The following is a 13,843-nucleotide window of genomic DNA, read 5'->3' on the forward strand; positions in this document are numbered from 1 at the left end:
GAACACATGGCCGATCTTGCCTATTACTTGCGGATTTCGAACCATCTGGCGGGCAATCTGGATATCAAATCCGCATTGCGGTCGGTCAAATCCGAGATCGTGCGCATTCTGGAAATTGACCATCTGGATGTCTGCCTGATCGACGAAGAAGGGCGGCTTAACACAAGCTATGAGGTCGGCCTGCGCACCAGTTGGAGCCGCACCCGCGCCCCGGTCGAGGTCTCGCCCGTGCGCGATATCCTGCGGGGAGATTGCGACTACATGTTGACCGGAAACGCGCCGGAGGACCCGCGATATGTGTTCGAAGGCGGGGACTATGATCCCATCCTCAAACACAACATGCGCAGCCGCGTGAATGTGGCGATGAAAGTGCTGGGCCGCACGATCGGGTCCTTGAACTGTTCGTCACAAAAGTTTGATTTCTATGATGAACAGGCTGTCGAACAGGTTCGCAATATTGCGGATATTCTGGCCCCGTATTTCTATGCTCTGCGTGCGAACGAACAGGCTCGGCGTGAGGCGATCATGCGGACCGAGGTACAGGCGCGAGAAGAGGGGCTGCGGCTTGGGGCCCTCAGCCTGACAGACGCGCTGGAGCTGGAACGCCAACGGATAGGGATGGATCTGCACGATCAGACTCTGGCCGATATGACGCGGATCAGCCGGGATTTGGAACGGTGCGAAACGCCTCAGGATCTGGACGGCCTGCGCAGCAGTATGAGGAACTGCATTCAGGGCCTGCGTGAGATTATCGACACCTCGATTCCGTCCCTGCTGGAGCTGTTCGGCTTTCAGCACGCCGTACGGATCCATCTTGAACGCGCGATTGATCCGGATGAAGGGGTCGAGATTGACGTTCGTGACCTGTCCGGCGGAATGGTCGACCAGTTGCCGCAAACCAAGCGCATCGCCTTGTTCCGTATCGCGCAAGAGGCCATCAACAACGCGGTTCGGCACGCCTCGGCCAGTCGGATTGAGGTCGAGATTGAATGCGTGGACGGGCTGCACCTTCGCGTGCGGGACAATGGGAGCAGCATGGGAGCGATTGAAATCCGGCAGGCTTCAGGCGGGTTGACGCATATGCGAACCCGCGCGCGGCTGATCGCGGCGCAGTTTGAGATCCGCTACAATGGCGGGACCGAGATAACGGTCTGCCTACCGGCTTCGGAATGCCCGAAAACCGAGGTGTTGGCATGAAGGTTCTGCTGGTCGAAGACGACGCAATGCACGCGAATTACCTGCGGGAGTTGGTTCAGGATGCCTTGCCCGAGGTGACCGATCTGAGCCTTGCCTCGAACGGTCGGGAAGGGGAAGAGCAGGCCCGGCAGAATGGTGTTGAAGCCATCGTCATGGACCTGCGTATGAAAGAGCGCAACGGGATCGAGGCTGCGCGTACGATTTGGTCGGAACGCCCCGCAACCCGCATTCTGTTCTGGTCCAACTACTCGGACGAGGCCTACCTGCGCGGCATTGCGCGGATCGTTCCGAAAGAGGCCGCCTATGGCTATGTTTTGAAGACGGCTAGCCCCTCACGAATGCATCTGGCCTTGCGCGCCGTTCTGATCGAGGCGCAGATCATGGTGGACCGGGAAATCCACCAGATCCAACGCGAACAGAGCCGCTCGGGCGAGGCGCTGACGGAGGTTGAGTTGGCAATCCTATCCGATCTCGCCCTTGGTCTGCCCGACAAGACCATCGCGCTGCGTCGCAAGCTGGCCCTGAGGACGGTGCAGAACCGGCTACTGTCGATCTATGAAAAGCTGGATGTGGGCGATCTGCCGGTGGATGCCAGCGATATTGCGATTAACAAACGCGTGCGGGCGGTCTCAAAGGCCATGACCTCTCAGATACTGAACCGTGAGAGCATCTTTTCGGCGGAAAAAGAGCTGGGAAGCTGGCTTGAACGACGGCAAAACTTGGGATGACGGCCGTGCTAGTCAGATCGTGAGGATTTGAACAGGTAGAGGAACACAAATAGCGACCCAATCGAAGTTGTGACGATCCCCACCGGCAGTTCCTGCGGGGCCAGAAGCAATCGGGACAGGATGTCTGAAAGCGTCAACAGGATGGCCCCGACGACGGCTGACGTGATCAAGAGATTGCGGTGGAGCGTTCCGGCGATGCCTCGGGCAATATGCGGGACCATAAGGCCTACGAAGCCAATCACGCCTGCCACTGACACAAAGCTGGCCGTGGCCAAGGCGGCGACCAGAAACATCCGAAACCGCAGGCCTTGCACAGGAATGCCCAGCGTCGAGGCTGTAAAATCCCCCGTCAGAAGCGCGTCGAGCCAGCGGCTGCGATAGAGGGAATAGCCCAGGATCAAGGCCAGTCCCAGTACAACGAGGGGGAAGGTCTCCCACCGTGCCAGACCAAGGCCGCCTAGCATCCAGAAAATGACGGAATGCGCGGCGCGGCTGTCGCCCGCGAAAATCAGATAGTTGGTGATGGCCGAAAACAGGAAAGACACAGCCAGGCCTGCCAAAATCAGTTTCTCCGGCGCACTGGTGCGCAGGCTTTGAACCAGGGCCAGAACAATGCCGGAGGCGATCAGGCCCCCGCAAAACGCCGCCAGCGGCAGGGTCCAGATGCCCAGAACATCGCCTGTTACAGTGATGACGAGAACGGCCCCCGCAGCGGCCCCGGACGAAAGGCCAAAGAGAAACGGGTCCGCTAGGTCATTGCGCGTTGTCGTTTGCAAAACGACGCCGACAACACCAAGCCCGGCTCCAATCACCGCCGCAAACAACGCGCGGGGCAGGCGCAGGTCAAAGACGATCCGGTGCAGAGGGGACATGTCGCCCTCAGTCACGCCAGTCCCCAGCCCAATCGCGGTGAAAACCTCGGCCAAGGGGATCGGGGTGGTGCCATAGATCGTCGACAGCAGCAAAAGGGCGGTCAGAATGACCGCCCCCAGCAGGACCGCCTGGCCCGTCTTCGTCATCTCAGCTGTTACCCCGGTGCATCGCCGTTGCCATCTTCTGGATCGCTTCGATGTTTGCCGGTCCCGGTGTCAGCTCTTCGTAGCGCAGGCCGATCCAGCGCTCGTTCTTGACTGCATCGGTCTGCGACATCACCGGATGTTCCTGCAGGAACTTAAACGTATCTGCCGCGCCATTGCCCGTTTGGTAGTCCAGCAGAACAAGGAATTCGGGGTTCGAGGCGGCGACAGCCTCCCACGAGGTGCGGCCCCAGCTAGTGTCCATGTCATGGGTGACGTTGACGCCGCCAGCCGCTGCGATCATCGCGTCGGGAATGGCATATTTGCCTGCGGTAAAGGGCGCATCGGCCGGGCCGTCCAGCAGGAAGACGCGGGGTTTTTCCAGATCGGCGGTTTTGGCTTCGATCGCGGCCAGTTGGTCTTTCCAGCCCGAGACCAGCGCGTTCGCCTTGTCCTCGACATGCATGACCGTGCCCAGACGCAGAACGTCGTCAAACAGCAGGTCCATGCTGGCTTCGGGACGGTCTTTGTTCAGGTGAATGCAGCTTTCGGTCAGCACCATGGTCTTGATGCCAAAGGGCTCCAGCGTGTCAGGGGTAACGTCTCCGCCGGGTTTCATGCCGTAATACCAACCGGCGAAGAACATGTCGGGTTCGACCGCGACGAGGTTTTCGACCGTCGGGTATTTCGGAGCGAGTTCGGGGATGTCACCGCGCTGCGCGTCGAAATCGGGGCTGGTCTTGTACCAGCCGGTGATCCCGGTCAGGCCAACGATGCTGTCTTGAAGACCCAGTGCAAAGGCCATGTCGGTCATGTTCATGTCATGAACCACGATCCGCTCGGGCTTGCTATCGAACACCAGAGGTTCACCGCAATTGTCGACGGTGATCTCTTGCGCAGCAGCGCCGCCCGCCAGTGCGCTGAGGACCGCAGCGGACAAGAGTTTCAGTTTCATCAATCTCTCCTGTTAAGATGAAAGCTTTCGTTTTCGGATGTCCAGCGCGGGGATCACGCGTCCTTCATGCTGGAAACACAAATAGTCAACACCAAAAGTCTCGCGCACGCGGTCTGGGGTCAGAACCTCGGCGACCGGGCCGAAAGCCGTCAGTTGCGCGTTCTTCATCAGGGCGACGTGGCTGGCGAATTCGGGGATCATGACCAGATCGTGGACGATCATCACAACCGTCACGCCCAATTCGGCGACCAGAGACAGCATGTGCCCCTTGGCATCCGGGTCCAGATGGTTGGTCGGCTCATCCAGAAACAGCAGCGAGGGGTTCTGCGCCAACGCCCGCGCGATATGAGCGCGCTGGCGCTCTCCGCCGGACAGCTTTGCCATCTGTTTGCCAGCCAGATGGGACAGTTCGGTGGTGTCTAATACGCGCTGCAGGTCCGTTTTAAGAGCTTCGGCGGATTTGTCGGCCCTGATCGGGATTTGCCCAAGGGCCACATAATCGCGCAGTTGCAGCCGCCCGTCGGGTATTTCCTGCTGGCCGACAACGGCAATCCGTCGGGCCCGCTCCAGCGACGACAGTTTCCGCAGGCTTTGACCCTGAATACGCACATCGCCTAGCGCCAATTTTGCGACACCACACAAGAGGTTAAGCAGCGTCGTTTTGCCCGCCCCGTTCGGGCCGGCAACGGCCAATATCGCGCCTTCCTCAAGCGTGAACGAGGTGTCGCGCAGCAGAACATCGCCGTTCAGGGCGTAGTATTCCAGATTTTCAGCGACCAGAAAGCTCATGCCGTGTCCTCCGGTGGCAGGCAAGGCATGCGCGACAGGGTTTTGGTGTAGAGCGCCAAAGGACGGGTCGAGGCGCTGGTCCAACCATCCTCGCTAGCCCGGAACTGATGGGCGAACTCGGCCAAAGCGCTCAGATCGGCAGGGGATTGAATGTCGCCGAACAGGTATTGCGCCTTGCCCTTGGCCTGTAACCCGACCGTCATCGGGCGGTCGCACCCGGCCATACAGTTGATCAGACGTGTCGAGAACCCCACGGGCAGCTGGCCGTCCAGCGCTTCTTTTGCCTCACGCGCGGGTATCGGCCCATTGCAGGTGCCGCATATCAGGACGAAATGATCAGCCATGGCACGCATCGCCGACTTGAACAAAAGCCGATTGAAGGCAAAAGCCATGAGTTGCATCAGCACGCAGATGTGCCATCGAGCCTCCTTCCGGGACACCCCGCCCCGGGCTGGTTAATCTGTGATGGCAGGTCTCCTGACTTGCGGGTCGTTGCTTGGCCAACCTTCCCGACCTTGAGGGCCAGTGGTTCTGTGGCGTCGCTCTCCGCTTACAGTTGCGGGGGCAGTCACGGCATTGGCCCTTGGGCCGCACCGTATTCCCATTTTCATCCCTCAGACACAGGCCGTCGGGAACCATCCAGAGCAGCTAGTCTGCTCAAGCTCCTATTGTCAAGCGCCGGAATCGCGCTATGGGACCACGCGCAGGGTCGGCCTGCGGGCGGGTCGGATCGGTCCGACACCATCGGTCGGGAACTGGCTGGCCAGGGTCAAACCGGCCTGTATCAGATGGGTGTCCGGGTAGCCTCCGGTCAATTCGTTCAAGGCATCGCGCGCTGCCGGAGTTTCGTCGCGGCGCATGTGGTGCAGCATCCGCAGCAGGGCGCCTTCGTCACATTTTAGCTCGTGCCGTGTTTCAACACAAAGCGGGTCGTTGAAGGCCAGACCCAAAGGGCGGGTGTGTAGCGTGGCCTTGACGACTTTGAAGACCAGATGTGCCAGAACCAGCCCCTGATCGCGCCCCCAGCGTTCGGTTGCGACCTTGAAGGCATGTTGCCACGCCTGCGTTTCCGGCTGTGTTAAGCTTAGGATGAAGTGCCGCATGACAGGCAGCAAACCGCGTTCGAAACCGTCAAATTCGACGCGGGGCAATGTGTGGTCAAATGCTGAGGGTTTCATGCGCGTTCCCTATTGGGTTTGGGGGCTTGTGCGACCAAAGGGTGGACGTTTTGCGGAAGGGTGTTTGGGTCAACCGGCGTTTCAGGAAACGGTGATGCAGCGCGGACGGAAAAGCTGAGATCAGCCTCGATCGCCTGCCTCAGTTTTGGTTTCAATGCGCAGCCATGGCGGCTGGCAACGGCGTCCATGGCCAACAGATCTGCGAGGGATTTTCGCATGTCAGGTTATCTTTCGGTCGCAAAAAATGGGACCGGGCGATGATTCCAACGAAATCTGACTGGGTCAGCTGTTAACTGACAAAAACAGTCGGGAAGTACAAGCGCGAAATTCTCAATGAAGTCAGTAGTCGGCAACCAACAGGAAATCCGGCGCTGCATCTTCTTCGATTGTTGCAAAGCGTGGGATCGGGTCTTCGAATACGTTGTCCGTTCGGTCGTCATTCACGGTAGAGACTTCGCCAATCAAGCAATCCCCACCTTCCGCCCAGAAGGCGTGCCAGATGCCGGGCATCAAGGTCACGCTCTGGCCTGGCTTCAGGCGCAGATGCTTTCCGGGCTGTATGGTGACAGGGCAGGCATCGCTTGGAACGGTGACCGCGTTGTCGCGGTCGATACCGCCATCGGGGTCCGACGCATAGATTTCCATAACTAGATCGCCGCCCCCACGGTTGATGATGTCCTCGGCTTTGACGATATGGCGATGCATCGGCGATAGCTGTTTGTCGCGAGAGATCAGCAGTTTTTCGGCATAGAGCATACCGCGTCCCCGGCTCAGATCGCTGACGTTACCGTTGCGCAGGGTGAACAGAAACAACCCAAGCTCATCGAACTTGCCTTGACCGTAGTCGGTGATATCCCAACCTAGCCCATGGGCACGGATGCTGTCGGCATCGGCGCTGCGCATCTGGTCAGGTGTCCAATCTGCGAAAGGCGGCAGAACGGCACCAAATGAACTGATGAATGCCTGGGCGTCGGTCTTGATACGGTTGATTTCGGATCGTTTCATCTCGGACTCTTCGTAAGGCTATAATTCATGCGACCAGGGCGGATTTGCTCCGGCGCGCGAGACGGTGACTGAAGCCACCTCTGCACCCAAGGCCAAAGCGTCGCGTAGCGCATCCGGGGACAGTGCTTTCAAGCCGGACTTTGTCAGTTGGCCAGCCCGTTCCAGCGACGCCAAAACCCCTGCATTGAACGTGTCACCCGCGCCAACCGTATCAACAACTTGCACCGGTTTGACAGGGACTGAGACCACAGCACCGTTGGCCAGGTAGCCCGAGGCGCCCTCACTCCCACGGGTGACGATGACCGCGGAGGGGCCTGCTTGAAGCAGCAAAGGGACTTTCTGATCGTGGTTTTCCGGGCCGGGGATGATCCAGTCCAGATCCTCATCCGAGACTTTGACGATATCGGCCTGTTCGATCATCTGGTTCAACCGCGTGCGGTAGCGCGTCTGATCCTGTATGAAACCGGGTCGGATATTGGGGTCCAACATCACAGCACAGTTCGCGCCATGTTGCGCCAGCATCGCGGCATAGGCATCCGCGCAGGGCTCACAGGCAAGGCTGATGCCACCAAAATACAGCGCTGAAACCGCGGGGAGTTGGCGCGGCATATCCTCTGCACGTAGCATCCGACCCGCAGTGTTTTCATCGACAAACGTGTATGTCGCGTGTCCGTCTTTTAGTTGAACAAACGCCAGCGTGCTTGGCCTGTCCGAGGCAATCACATGTGTCGTGTCCACGTGGCTGGCCCTCAGGTCATCGGCCAATTGCTGCCCGAACATATCCGAGGACAGACCGGTCAGCAGTCCAACCGGCGCGCCCAACCTGCCTAAAGCGATGGAGGTATTGAATATAGCTCCGCCAGAATGGGGAACAAAACCGTCCCACCCTGACAGGGTCGGTTCGGCAATCATGTCGATCAGGGCTTCACCACAACACAGGATCATCCCACGTCCTCTTCCAAAATACGCTCAGTTATCGCTGAAGCGCATTTTTACAGAAGTTGTTAGCGCCAACAATGCCAAATTCGGCCTGTTCCGAGATATAAAGGTTCATCGACTGCCGCAACTCGCTGAAGCGCCCGCCTGCATTGAACGCGTTACGGAAGGTTTCGCCAAACATCCAGCGGTTTTTCTCGGCGACGCCGCCTACAAGGAACACGCCACCGGCAGGCATCACGGTGACGGCCATGTCACCCATCAAAGCACCCAGATGGCTGATGAACAAATCTGCGGTGCGAACGGCGATCGGGTCCTTGCCGTCGCGTGCGTCCTGCAGAATATCTCGGGCGGTGCGAACTGGAGGTTGAGCCTGTCCGGCCGCCATTCCTGCGGCCTGATACAGGATTGGCAAGCCAGTTCCGCTGAGGAACATTTCGGCCTCAAGTACGAGACTGTTGTCGAAAAAGCATTCGGGTGCCAGATGGCGGGCGGCGTCGAAGATATCGACCTCATCCCGCGTGCGCGGGGACAGGCCCACATGGCCGCCTTCGCCTGAAACGGTGTGGAAATGCCCCTCGGAATAGAGCAGCGCACCGACGCCCAAACCAGTTCCAGGCCCCACGACCAATCGCGTGCCCATCGGCGGAGTGGCAGAGCCTTGCAGCACTGATACCTCAGCTTCTGTCACTTCAGCCACGGACCACGCTGCTGCTGTGAAGTCGTTGATGACGTAGGTGTTGGTTGCCCCGGTCGCTTTGGCCAGGGCGTCCTCGGACAGGTCCAAGTTTGCGTTGGTCAGTTGGATGCGCCCGTCGCGCACCGGTCCGGCCCCAGCCGCGACAACGGCTTGTGGCGCGGTGCCAATTTCATCGCGTATATGATGCAACGCGTCCAGCAGATCGGGCAGGGTGCCCGTCGGGTGTTTGTGCAATGCGGTCAGCTTACCATCGGCGACAATGCCCAGACGCGTATTCGTTCCGCCGATATCGGCCACCAATGTCCAATGTGGGCGCAAAGACCCGGACGGCTGGCGATAGGCCTGCCGGTCGGCGGCGCCCTCGGAAAGTGCGGCCTTTACGGCAGCGAAGGAGGCTTTGGGTCTGCGGTCCAGCGTCTCAAAATCCACGTCTACCAATCCAAACCGTTTTTCATAGCCAAAGGCCCATTCGTAGTTGTCCAGCAAAGACCAGATGAAATAGCCCTTTACGGGCACATCCGCAGCCAAAGCCTGTTGAACCGCCGTCAAGTGAGAGTCCAGATAGGCGATGCGCTCATCGTCCTGCTGGCGCTCGGCGCTCGCCATGCCGTTCTCTGTAACATAGATCGGAAGATCACTGGTATAGTCTTCTGCGGTTCTTTTCAGGAATCGGGTCAGGGCGTCGGGGTCTATTTCCCAACCCATCTGGGTTTTGGGAAGAGCGCCGGGCACTTCGGTCAGGCTTGGCCATGCACTGTCTGCCGAGGCAATCAGCTTGCGGGTGTAGTAGTTCAAGCCGCACCAGTCGACGGGTGCCCCGATGGTTTCGAAATCGTCTTGCCAACCCTCGGGCAAATGAGGCTCCAGTCCCTCCAGCACGTTGTCGGGATAGGCTTTTTTGAACACGCCGCCTAAGAAAAACCGGTTGTAGATCCCGTCATAGAGCGCGGCCGCCTGCTGTGCAGCCGCGCTATCATCCGCAGGCTCCGCCCATTCTAGGTTGAAGACAGCGCCCAGATTGGACATGCCTAGGCTGCGCATTGTTTGAATAGCGCTGCCATGGGCCAGAAGAACATGATGCATCGCGCGTGCAGCCGCGCGAATATCGCGCAAGCCCGGTGCGTGGTGGCCTTCGAAATGGCTGAGCCAGCTGACGCACCAAGGCTCGTTGATCGGCGCGACCGAATACATGCGGTCTCCGATCCGGCCCATTATCACTTGGGTGAAATCGGCGAACCACCCGGCGATATCCCGATTGCGCCAGCCTCCTAGGTCGGCAAGCGCCGAAGGCAGCTCCCAATGGTAAAGCGTCGCACAGGGGCGGATGCCACGTTCAAGCAGCGCGTCCGCCAGACGGTCGTAATAGTCGAGCCCGGCTTGGTTGATCGATCCCCGTCCTTCGGGCAACACACGCGCCCAGCTGGTCGAAAAGCGGTAGCAATCAAACCCTGCATCCTGAACCAGATCAAAGTCTTGTTCGAACCGGTTCAAGTGATCGCAGGCGAGTGCGCCATTTTCCGCGCCGACGACGTTTCCGGGCGTGGCCGCGAAACTGTCCCAATGCGTCCGACCCGCGCCGCCCTGTGCATGGCCTTCAATCTGGTAGGCGGATGTAGCGACGCCGAACAGAAAGTCGCGGGGGAAGTCGTTGCGTGTGTATTTCATCATCGAACCCTAGTAGGCGCAGGCCCGGTTGACCGCCCGACAACCAGCTCGGCCTCAAGCAACCTCGTTTGCACCGGCGCAGCCGGAGACTTGATCTGCTGGATCAGCATCTCTGCGGCCATTTCCCCGGCGTCCCGAACCGAGGACCGCGTTGCGGTGAAGATCGGCACATCCTGTCCGTTTTTCAGATAGGAAAGATCATCGTCATGGGCGATCACGGAAATATCCCGCCCCATTTGTAGCCCGGCTTCTTCCAGCGCGCGGCGCACACCAATGGCCGTGATCATCGACGAGGCCAGAATCGCGGTCGGAGGCTCCGCGATCTGCAGCATCTGATGGGTTTCCCGATGGCCATAGACCTCGGTCATTTCGGCGCTGCGCATCAAGGCGGCATCCGGCGTCAGCCCGGCCTGCTGCAGGGCGTCCAGATATCCGGCGCGACGGCGTTGGGCAAAGTCCATATCCTCAAGCCCGTTGATCAGGGCGATGCGACGGTGGCCCAGATCAATCAGAAACTGCGTCGCGCGCTGGAACGAACTTTTATTGTTCACATCAATCCAGTCATATTCAGCCTGCACGCCGGTTGAGCGGCCATGGACGATAAACGGCACCGCCATCCGCGTCAGAACTTCGATCCTTGGCTCGTTGACCTTTGGGCCTTGAAGCACGACACCATCGACCGCTCCGCGTTGAAAGAGATTGCGATAGGCTGCCTCGATCGAGGTGTCATCGGCGTTGGTGAACATCATGTCATAGCCATGCTCGGCATAGGTTTTTGACGCTCCGGCGACGAAATCGCCGAAGATCGGGTTCACCATTTCATGCCTTGATGAGCTGGGGATGACGTGACCGATGACCATGGACTTGCCCGTCGCCAACCCCTTGGCGCGACTGTTGGGGCGGTAGCCATGTTTGGCAGCTGCAGCCTCGACCCGCAGGCGTGTTTCAGCGTTGACCTCAGGATAGCCGTTCAGCGCCCGGCTGACCGTGGTTTGCGAAAGACCCAATGTTTCAGAGAGCTGCTTGAGGTTCATAGATGGTCAAAGCGCCTTCAAATCGAAGGCATTACTGGTGAGGTCCCGTTTTGTGCGTCTGCCAACCTGTTGTGAAAACAAATAAGCCTGTTTTTCTGACTTATTCGAAAATACGACTCATTGACAGAGTAAAAATGTTAGCGGATAACAATAATCATTCAAAGCGCTTTGAAAAACGTGAAGCGAAGGCGCTGGAGACTATTGGGAGGAGATTTCATGAAACGCACGCTGTACGCAGGTGTGGCCACGTTTGCCCTGACTGCCGGGGCTGTTCACGCACAGGGTCAGATGATCCACCCCGTTGGAGAGGGCGGCTTTGACTGGGACGGGTTCCAGGCCTTTGCAGACGCTCATGATCTGAGCGGTCAGGACCTGACTATTTTTGGTCCCTGGCTTGCGGGTGAAGGACAATCCTTCGAAAATCTGGTCGCTTATTTCGATGAGGCAACGGGCGCAAATTCCAGCTATGTCGGGTCAGACTCGCTGGAACAGCAGATTTTGATCGACGCGGCAGCCGGATCAGCGCCAAACCTGACGGTTTTTCCGCAGCCCGGCCTTGCGGCGAACATGGCCAAGAACGGTTATCTGACGCCGCTTGCCGATGGATCGGCGGACTGGATCAAGAACAATTTCGCAGCCGGTCAGTCCTGGGTCGATCTGGGAACTTTTGAGAACGCAGACGGAGCCAAGGATTTTTACGGCTTCTTCTTCAACGTGAACGTCAAGTCTCTGGTTTGGTTCATCCCTGAGAACTTCGAGGACTTCGGCTACGAGGTCCCTGAGACCATGGAAGAGTTCAAAGCGCTTATGGATCAGATGGTCGAAGACGGTGAGACCCCGCTGTGCGTCGGCCTCGCATCCGGTGGCGCGACGGGTTGGCCTGCGACGGATTGGGTTGAGGACCTGATGCTGCGCACGCAACCACCTGAGGTTTATGACCAGTGGGTATCGAATGAGATGAAGTTCGACGATCCGCGCGTGATTGCCGCGATCGAGGAATATGGTAGCTTTACCCGCAATGACGACTATGTGGTTGGGAACGCAGATGACACGGCTGCGATCGATTTCCGCGATAGCCCCAAGGGCCTGTTTGACAGCCCGCCTGCCTGCATGATGCACCGCCAGGCCTCGTTCATCCCGGCCTATTTCCCGGAAGGGACAGAGTTGGGCGTGGATGCCGATTTCTTCTATTTCCCGGCCTATGCTGAGAAGGATCTGGGAACACCGGTTCTAGGCGCGGGTACCCTGTTCACCATCACGAACCCGAGCCCTGCGACTGAAGTTTTCATGGAGTTCTTAAAGACTCCATTCGCGCACGAGATCATGATGTCTCAGGACGGGTTCCTGACGCCGCATCTGGGGGCAAACCCCGAGAACTATGCCAATGACACGCAACGCGGTCAGGGTGAGATTCTGACCAACGCCACCACGTTCCGCTTTGACGGCTCAGACCTGATGCCGGGTGCGGTCGGCGCGGGGACGTTCTGGACCGGCATGGTCGACTATTCCTCGGGCGCGAAGGACGCGGCCACCGTTGCGGGTGAAATCCAGTCCTCGTGGGATGCCGCGAAGTAACTGACGCTTCGGGGCGGCTACATGGCTGCCCCGTTTCCAAACCGACGAGGGCATCATGACACCGGCACTTCAGGGCCTGCTGACCATCATCATCGGTGTGTCGGGTTGCGTGGGCTACTTCTATCTCTCGAACCAGTTTCTGGACAAAGTCCTGTTCCCGCCGCGCGGGCCGAACGCAGGGCGCAATATCAACCGCGCGAACATGATCCGGCCCTGGCTGTTTCTGTTCCCCGCCATGGCGGCGCTTGGCCTCTATCTGGCCTATCCGGTGGTTGAAACGTTGCGTCTTTCACTCACGGAGCGCGTGCCCGGCGGCGGGTACAGATGGGTTGGTCTGGACAACTACACCCAGATGGCGGCTGAGCCTAAATTCTGGGAAGCCATGCGCAACAATATGTTCTGGCTGATCGTCGTACCCGCAATGTCGACCGGTTTTGGTCTACTCGCGGCGCAGCTGACCGATCGTATCCGCTGGGGCAATTTTGCCAAATCGCTGATCTTCATGCCGATGGCGATCTCCTTCGTGGGGGCCTCGGTGATCTGGAAACTGGTCTATGACGCCCGCCCGGCGGAACAGGATCAGATCGGTATCCTAAACGCCCTCTATATCTTTTTCGGCGGCACTGAGCCCCAAACATGGCTGACCGTTCCGTTTTGGAACAGTTTCTTCCTCATGATCGTTCTGGTCTGGATTCAAACCGGATTTGCCATGGTGATCCTGTCGGCTGCCTTGCGCGGTATCCCCGAGGAAACGGTCGAGGCCGCCATTCTGGATGGGGCTAACCCGTTCCAGATCTTCTTCAAGATCAAAGTGCCTCAGATCAAAACAACCATTCTGGTGGTTTGGACGACGATCACAATCACCGTCCTCAAGGTCTTCGACATCGTCTTTGCCATGACCAATGGCCAATGGGAGACGCAGGTGCTGGCCAACTACATGTACGACAAACTGTTCCGCGCCAATGATTGGGGGGTGGGGTCGGCCTCGGCCATGGTGATCATGTTGCTGGTCACTCCGATTCTGATCTGGAACGTGCGCAACGCGCGCAAGGAAATGGAGTGAGG

The 13,843-nt window shown here is 58.7% G+C and carries 14 protein-coding genes, 1 pseudogene and 1 riboswitch; of the genes and pseudogenes, 4 read left to right on the forward strand and 11 right to left on the reverse strand.

The annotated features are described in order from the left end of the window. Positions 1–6 precede the first annotated feature (6 nt). The gene (locus tag ACR0NO_RS16125; RefSeq protein ID WP_480724682.1) at positions 7–1,197 is read left to right on the forward strand and encodes a GAF domain-containing sensor histidine kinase; all 1,191 of its coding nucleotides are present in this window, start codon (positions 7–9) and stop codon (positions 1,195–1,197) included. Continuing rightward, positions 1,170–1,925, forward strand: a complete 756-nt coding sequence (locus ACR0NO_RS16130; RefSeq protein WP_480724683.1) for a response regulator transcription factor — start codon at positions 1,170–1,172, stop codon at positions 1,923–1,925. Before ACR0NO_RS16125 ends, ACR0NO_RS16130 begins: the two co-directional genes overlap by 28 nt. A gap of 8 nt (positions 1,926–1,933) precedes the next feature. Here the strand turns inward: ACR0NO_RS16130 and ACR0NO_RS16135 are convergent, their stop codons facing one another. The 11 genes and pseudogenes from ACR0NO_RS16135 to ACR0NO_RS16185 form a co-directional block, all read right to left on the reverse strand. After that, a complete protein-coding gene (locus ACR0NO_RS16135; protein ID WP_170472546.1) occupies positions 1,934–2,944 on the reverse strand; it encodes an iron ABC transporter permease in 1,011 nt (336 codons plus the stop codon). A gap of 1 nt (position 2,945) precedes the next feature. Further along, positions 2,946–3,896: an ABC transporter substrate-binding protein gene (locus ACR0NO_RS16140; RefSeq protein ID WP_480724684.1), complete on the reverse strand. Its 951-nt coding sequence runs from the start codon at positions 3,894–3,896 to the stop codon at positions 2,946–2,948. A 12-nt stretch (positions 3,897–3,908) separates the two neighbouring features. Next, a complete protein-coding gene (locus ACR0NO_RS16145) occupies positions 3,909–4,685 on the reverse strand; it encodes an ABC transporter ATP-binding protein (RefSeq protein WP_170641309.1) in 777 nt (258 codons plus the stop codon). Continuing rightward, positions 4,682–5,029 carry a DUF1636 family protein gene (locus tag ACR0NO_RS16150; RefSeq protein WP_480724685.1) on the reverse strand — a complete coding sequence of 116 codons (348 nt, stop codon included), beginning with the start codon at positions 5,027–5,029 and terminating at the stop codon, positions 4,682–4,684. Before ACR0NO_RS16150 ends, ACR0NO_RS16145 begins: the two co-directional genes overlap by 4 nt. Positions 5,030–5,135: 106 nt before the next feature. Beyond that, a riboswitch (cobalamin riboswitch) is annotated at positions 5,136–5,339 on the reverse strand. 35 nt (positions 5,340–5,374) lie between these two features. Next, positions 5,375–5,863 (reverse strand): hypothetical protein, encoded by a 489-nt coding sequence (locus tag ACR0NO_RS16155; RefSeq protein WP_480724686.1) that lies wholly within the window; start codon positions 5,861–5,863, stop codon positions 5,375–5,377. Beyond that, a complete protein-coding gene (locus ACR0NO_RS16160; RefSeq protein ID WP_480724687.1) occupies positions 5,860–6,081 on the reverse strand; it encodes a hypothetical protein in 222 nt (73 codons plus the stop codon). Before ACR0NO_RS16160 ends, ACR0NO_RS16155 begins: the two co-directional genes overlap by 4 nt. A 121-nt stretch (positions 6,082–6,202) precedes the next feature. Next, positions 6,203–6,868, reverse strand: coding sequence for a D-lyxose/D-mannose family sugar isomerase (locus tag ACR0NO_RS16165; protein ID WP_480724688.1), 666 nt, complete (start codon positions 6,866–6,868; stop codon positions 6,203–6,205). An 18-nt stretch (positions 6,869–6,886) separates the two neighbouring features. Beyond that, on the reverse strand, positions 6,887–7,813 hold the full coding sequence (locus ACR0NO_RS16170; RefSeq protein ID WP_480724689.1) for a carbohydrate kinase family protein: 927 nt from the start codon (positions 7,811–7,813) through the stop codon (positions 6,887–6,889). A 28-nt stretch (positions 7,814–7,841) separates the two neighbouring features. Continuing rightward, positions 7,842–8,801, reverse strand: a complete 960-nt coding sequence (locus ACR0NO_RS16175) for a glucokinase (RefSeq protein WP_480724720.1) — start codon at positions 8,799–8,801, stop codon at positions 7,842–7,844. Positions 8,802–8,867: 66 nt separating this feature from the next. After that, a pseudogene (locus tag ACR0NO_RS16180) lies at positions 8,868–10,169 on the reverse strand (GH1 family beta-glucosidase); the annotation flags it as partial. Next, on the reverse strand, positions 10,169–11,203 hold the full coding sequence (locus ACR0NO_RS16185) for a LacI family DNA-binding transcriptional regulator (protein WP_480724690.1): 1,035 nt from the start codon (positions 11,201–11,203) through the stop codon (positions 10,169–10,171). The pseudogene ACR0NO_RS16180 and the gene ACR0NO_RS16185, both read right to left, overlap by 1 nt. A 216-nt stretch (positions 11,204–11,419) precedes the next feature. Between ACR0NO_RS16185 and ACR0NO_RS16190 the strand changes: the two genes are divergently transcribed. After that, positions 11,420–12,778, forward strand: coding sequence for an ABC transporter substrate-binding protein (locus tag ACR0NO_RS16190; RefSeq protein WP_170640099.1), 1,359 nt, complete (start codon positions 11,420–11,422; stop codon positions 12,776–12,778). Between the two features lie 55 nt (positions 12,779–12,833). After that, entirely contained in the window at positions 12,834–13,841 is a 1,008-nt protein-coding gene (locus ACR0NO_RS16195) for a carbohydrate ABC transporter permease (RefSeq protein ID WP_480724691.1), read from the forward strand. The last annotated feature ends 2 nt before the right edge of the window (positions 13,842–13,843 follow it).

The organism is Ruegeria sp. CL3 (assembly GCF_056536505.1).

Excerpts from the sequence above, each read along its gene's own strand:
- ACR0NO_RS16125 (WP_480724682.1), top strand. The coding sequence starts at position 7 with ATGGCCGATCTTGCCTATTACTTGCGGATTTCGAACCATCTGGCGGGC.
- ACR0NO_RS16130 (WP_480724683.1), top strand. The coding sequence starts at position 1,170 with ATGCCCGAAAACCGAGGTGTTGGCATGAAGGTTCTGCTGGTCGAAGAC.
- ACR0NO_RS16135 (WP_170472546.1), bottom strand. The coding sequence starts at position 2,944 with ATGACGAAGACGGGCCAGGCGGTCCTGCTGGGGGCGGTCATTCTGACC.
- ACR0NO_RS16140 (WP_480724684.1), bottom strand. The coding sequence starts at position 3,896 with ATGAAACTGAAACTCTTGTCCGCTGCGGTCCTCAGCGCACTGGCGGGC.
- ACR0NO_RS16145 (WP_170641309.1), bottom strand. The coding sequence starts at position 4,685 with ATGAGCTTTCTGGTCGCTGAAAATCTGGAATACTACGCCCTGAACGGC.
- ACR0NO_RS16150 (WP_480724685.1), bottom strand. The coding sequence starts at position 5,029 with ATGGCTGATCATTTCGTCCTGATATGCGGCACCTGCAATGGGCCGATA.
- ACR0NO_RS16155 (WP_480724686.1), bottom strand. The coding sequence starts at position 5,863 with ATGAAACCCTCAGCATTTGACCACACATTGCCCCGCGTCGAATTTGAC.
- ACR0NO_RS16160 (WP_480724687.1), bottom strand. The coding sequence starts at position 6,081 with ATGCGAAAATCCCTCGCAGATCTGTTGGCCATGGACGCCGTTGCCAGC.
- ACR0NO_RS16165 (WP_480724688.1), bottom strand. The coding sequence starts at position 6,868 with ATGAAACGATCCGAAATCAACCGTATCAAGACCGACGCCCAGGCATTC.
- ACR0NO_RS16170 (WP_480724689.1), bottom strand. The coding sequence starts at position 7,813 with ATGATCCTGTGTTGTGGTGAAGCCCTGATCGACATGATTGCCGAACCG.
- ACR0NO_RS16185 (WP_480724690.1), bottom strand. The coding sequence starts at position 11,203 with ATGAACCTCAAGCAGCTCTCTGAAACATTGGGTCTTTCGCAAACCACG.
- ACR0NO_RS16190 (WP_170640099.1), top strand. The coding sequence starts at position 11,420 with ATGAAACGCACGCTGTACGCAGGTGTGGCCACGTTTGCCCTGACTGCC.
- ACR0NO_RS16195 (WP_480724691.1), top strand. The coding sequence starts at position 12,834 with ATGACACCGGCACTTCAGGGCCTGCTGACCATCATCATCGGTGTGTCG.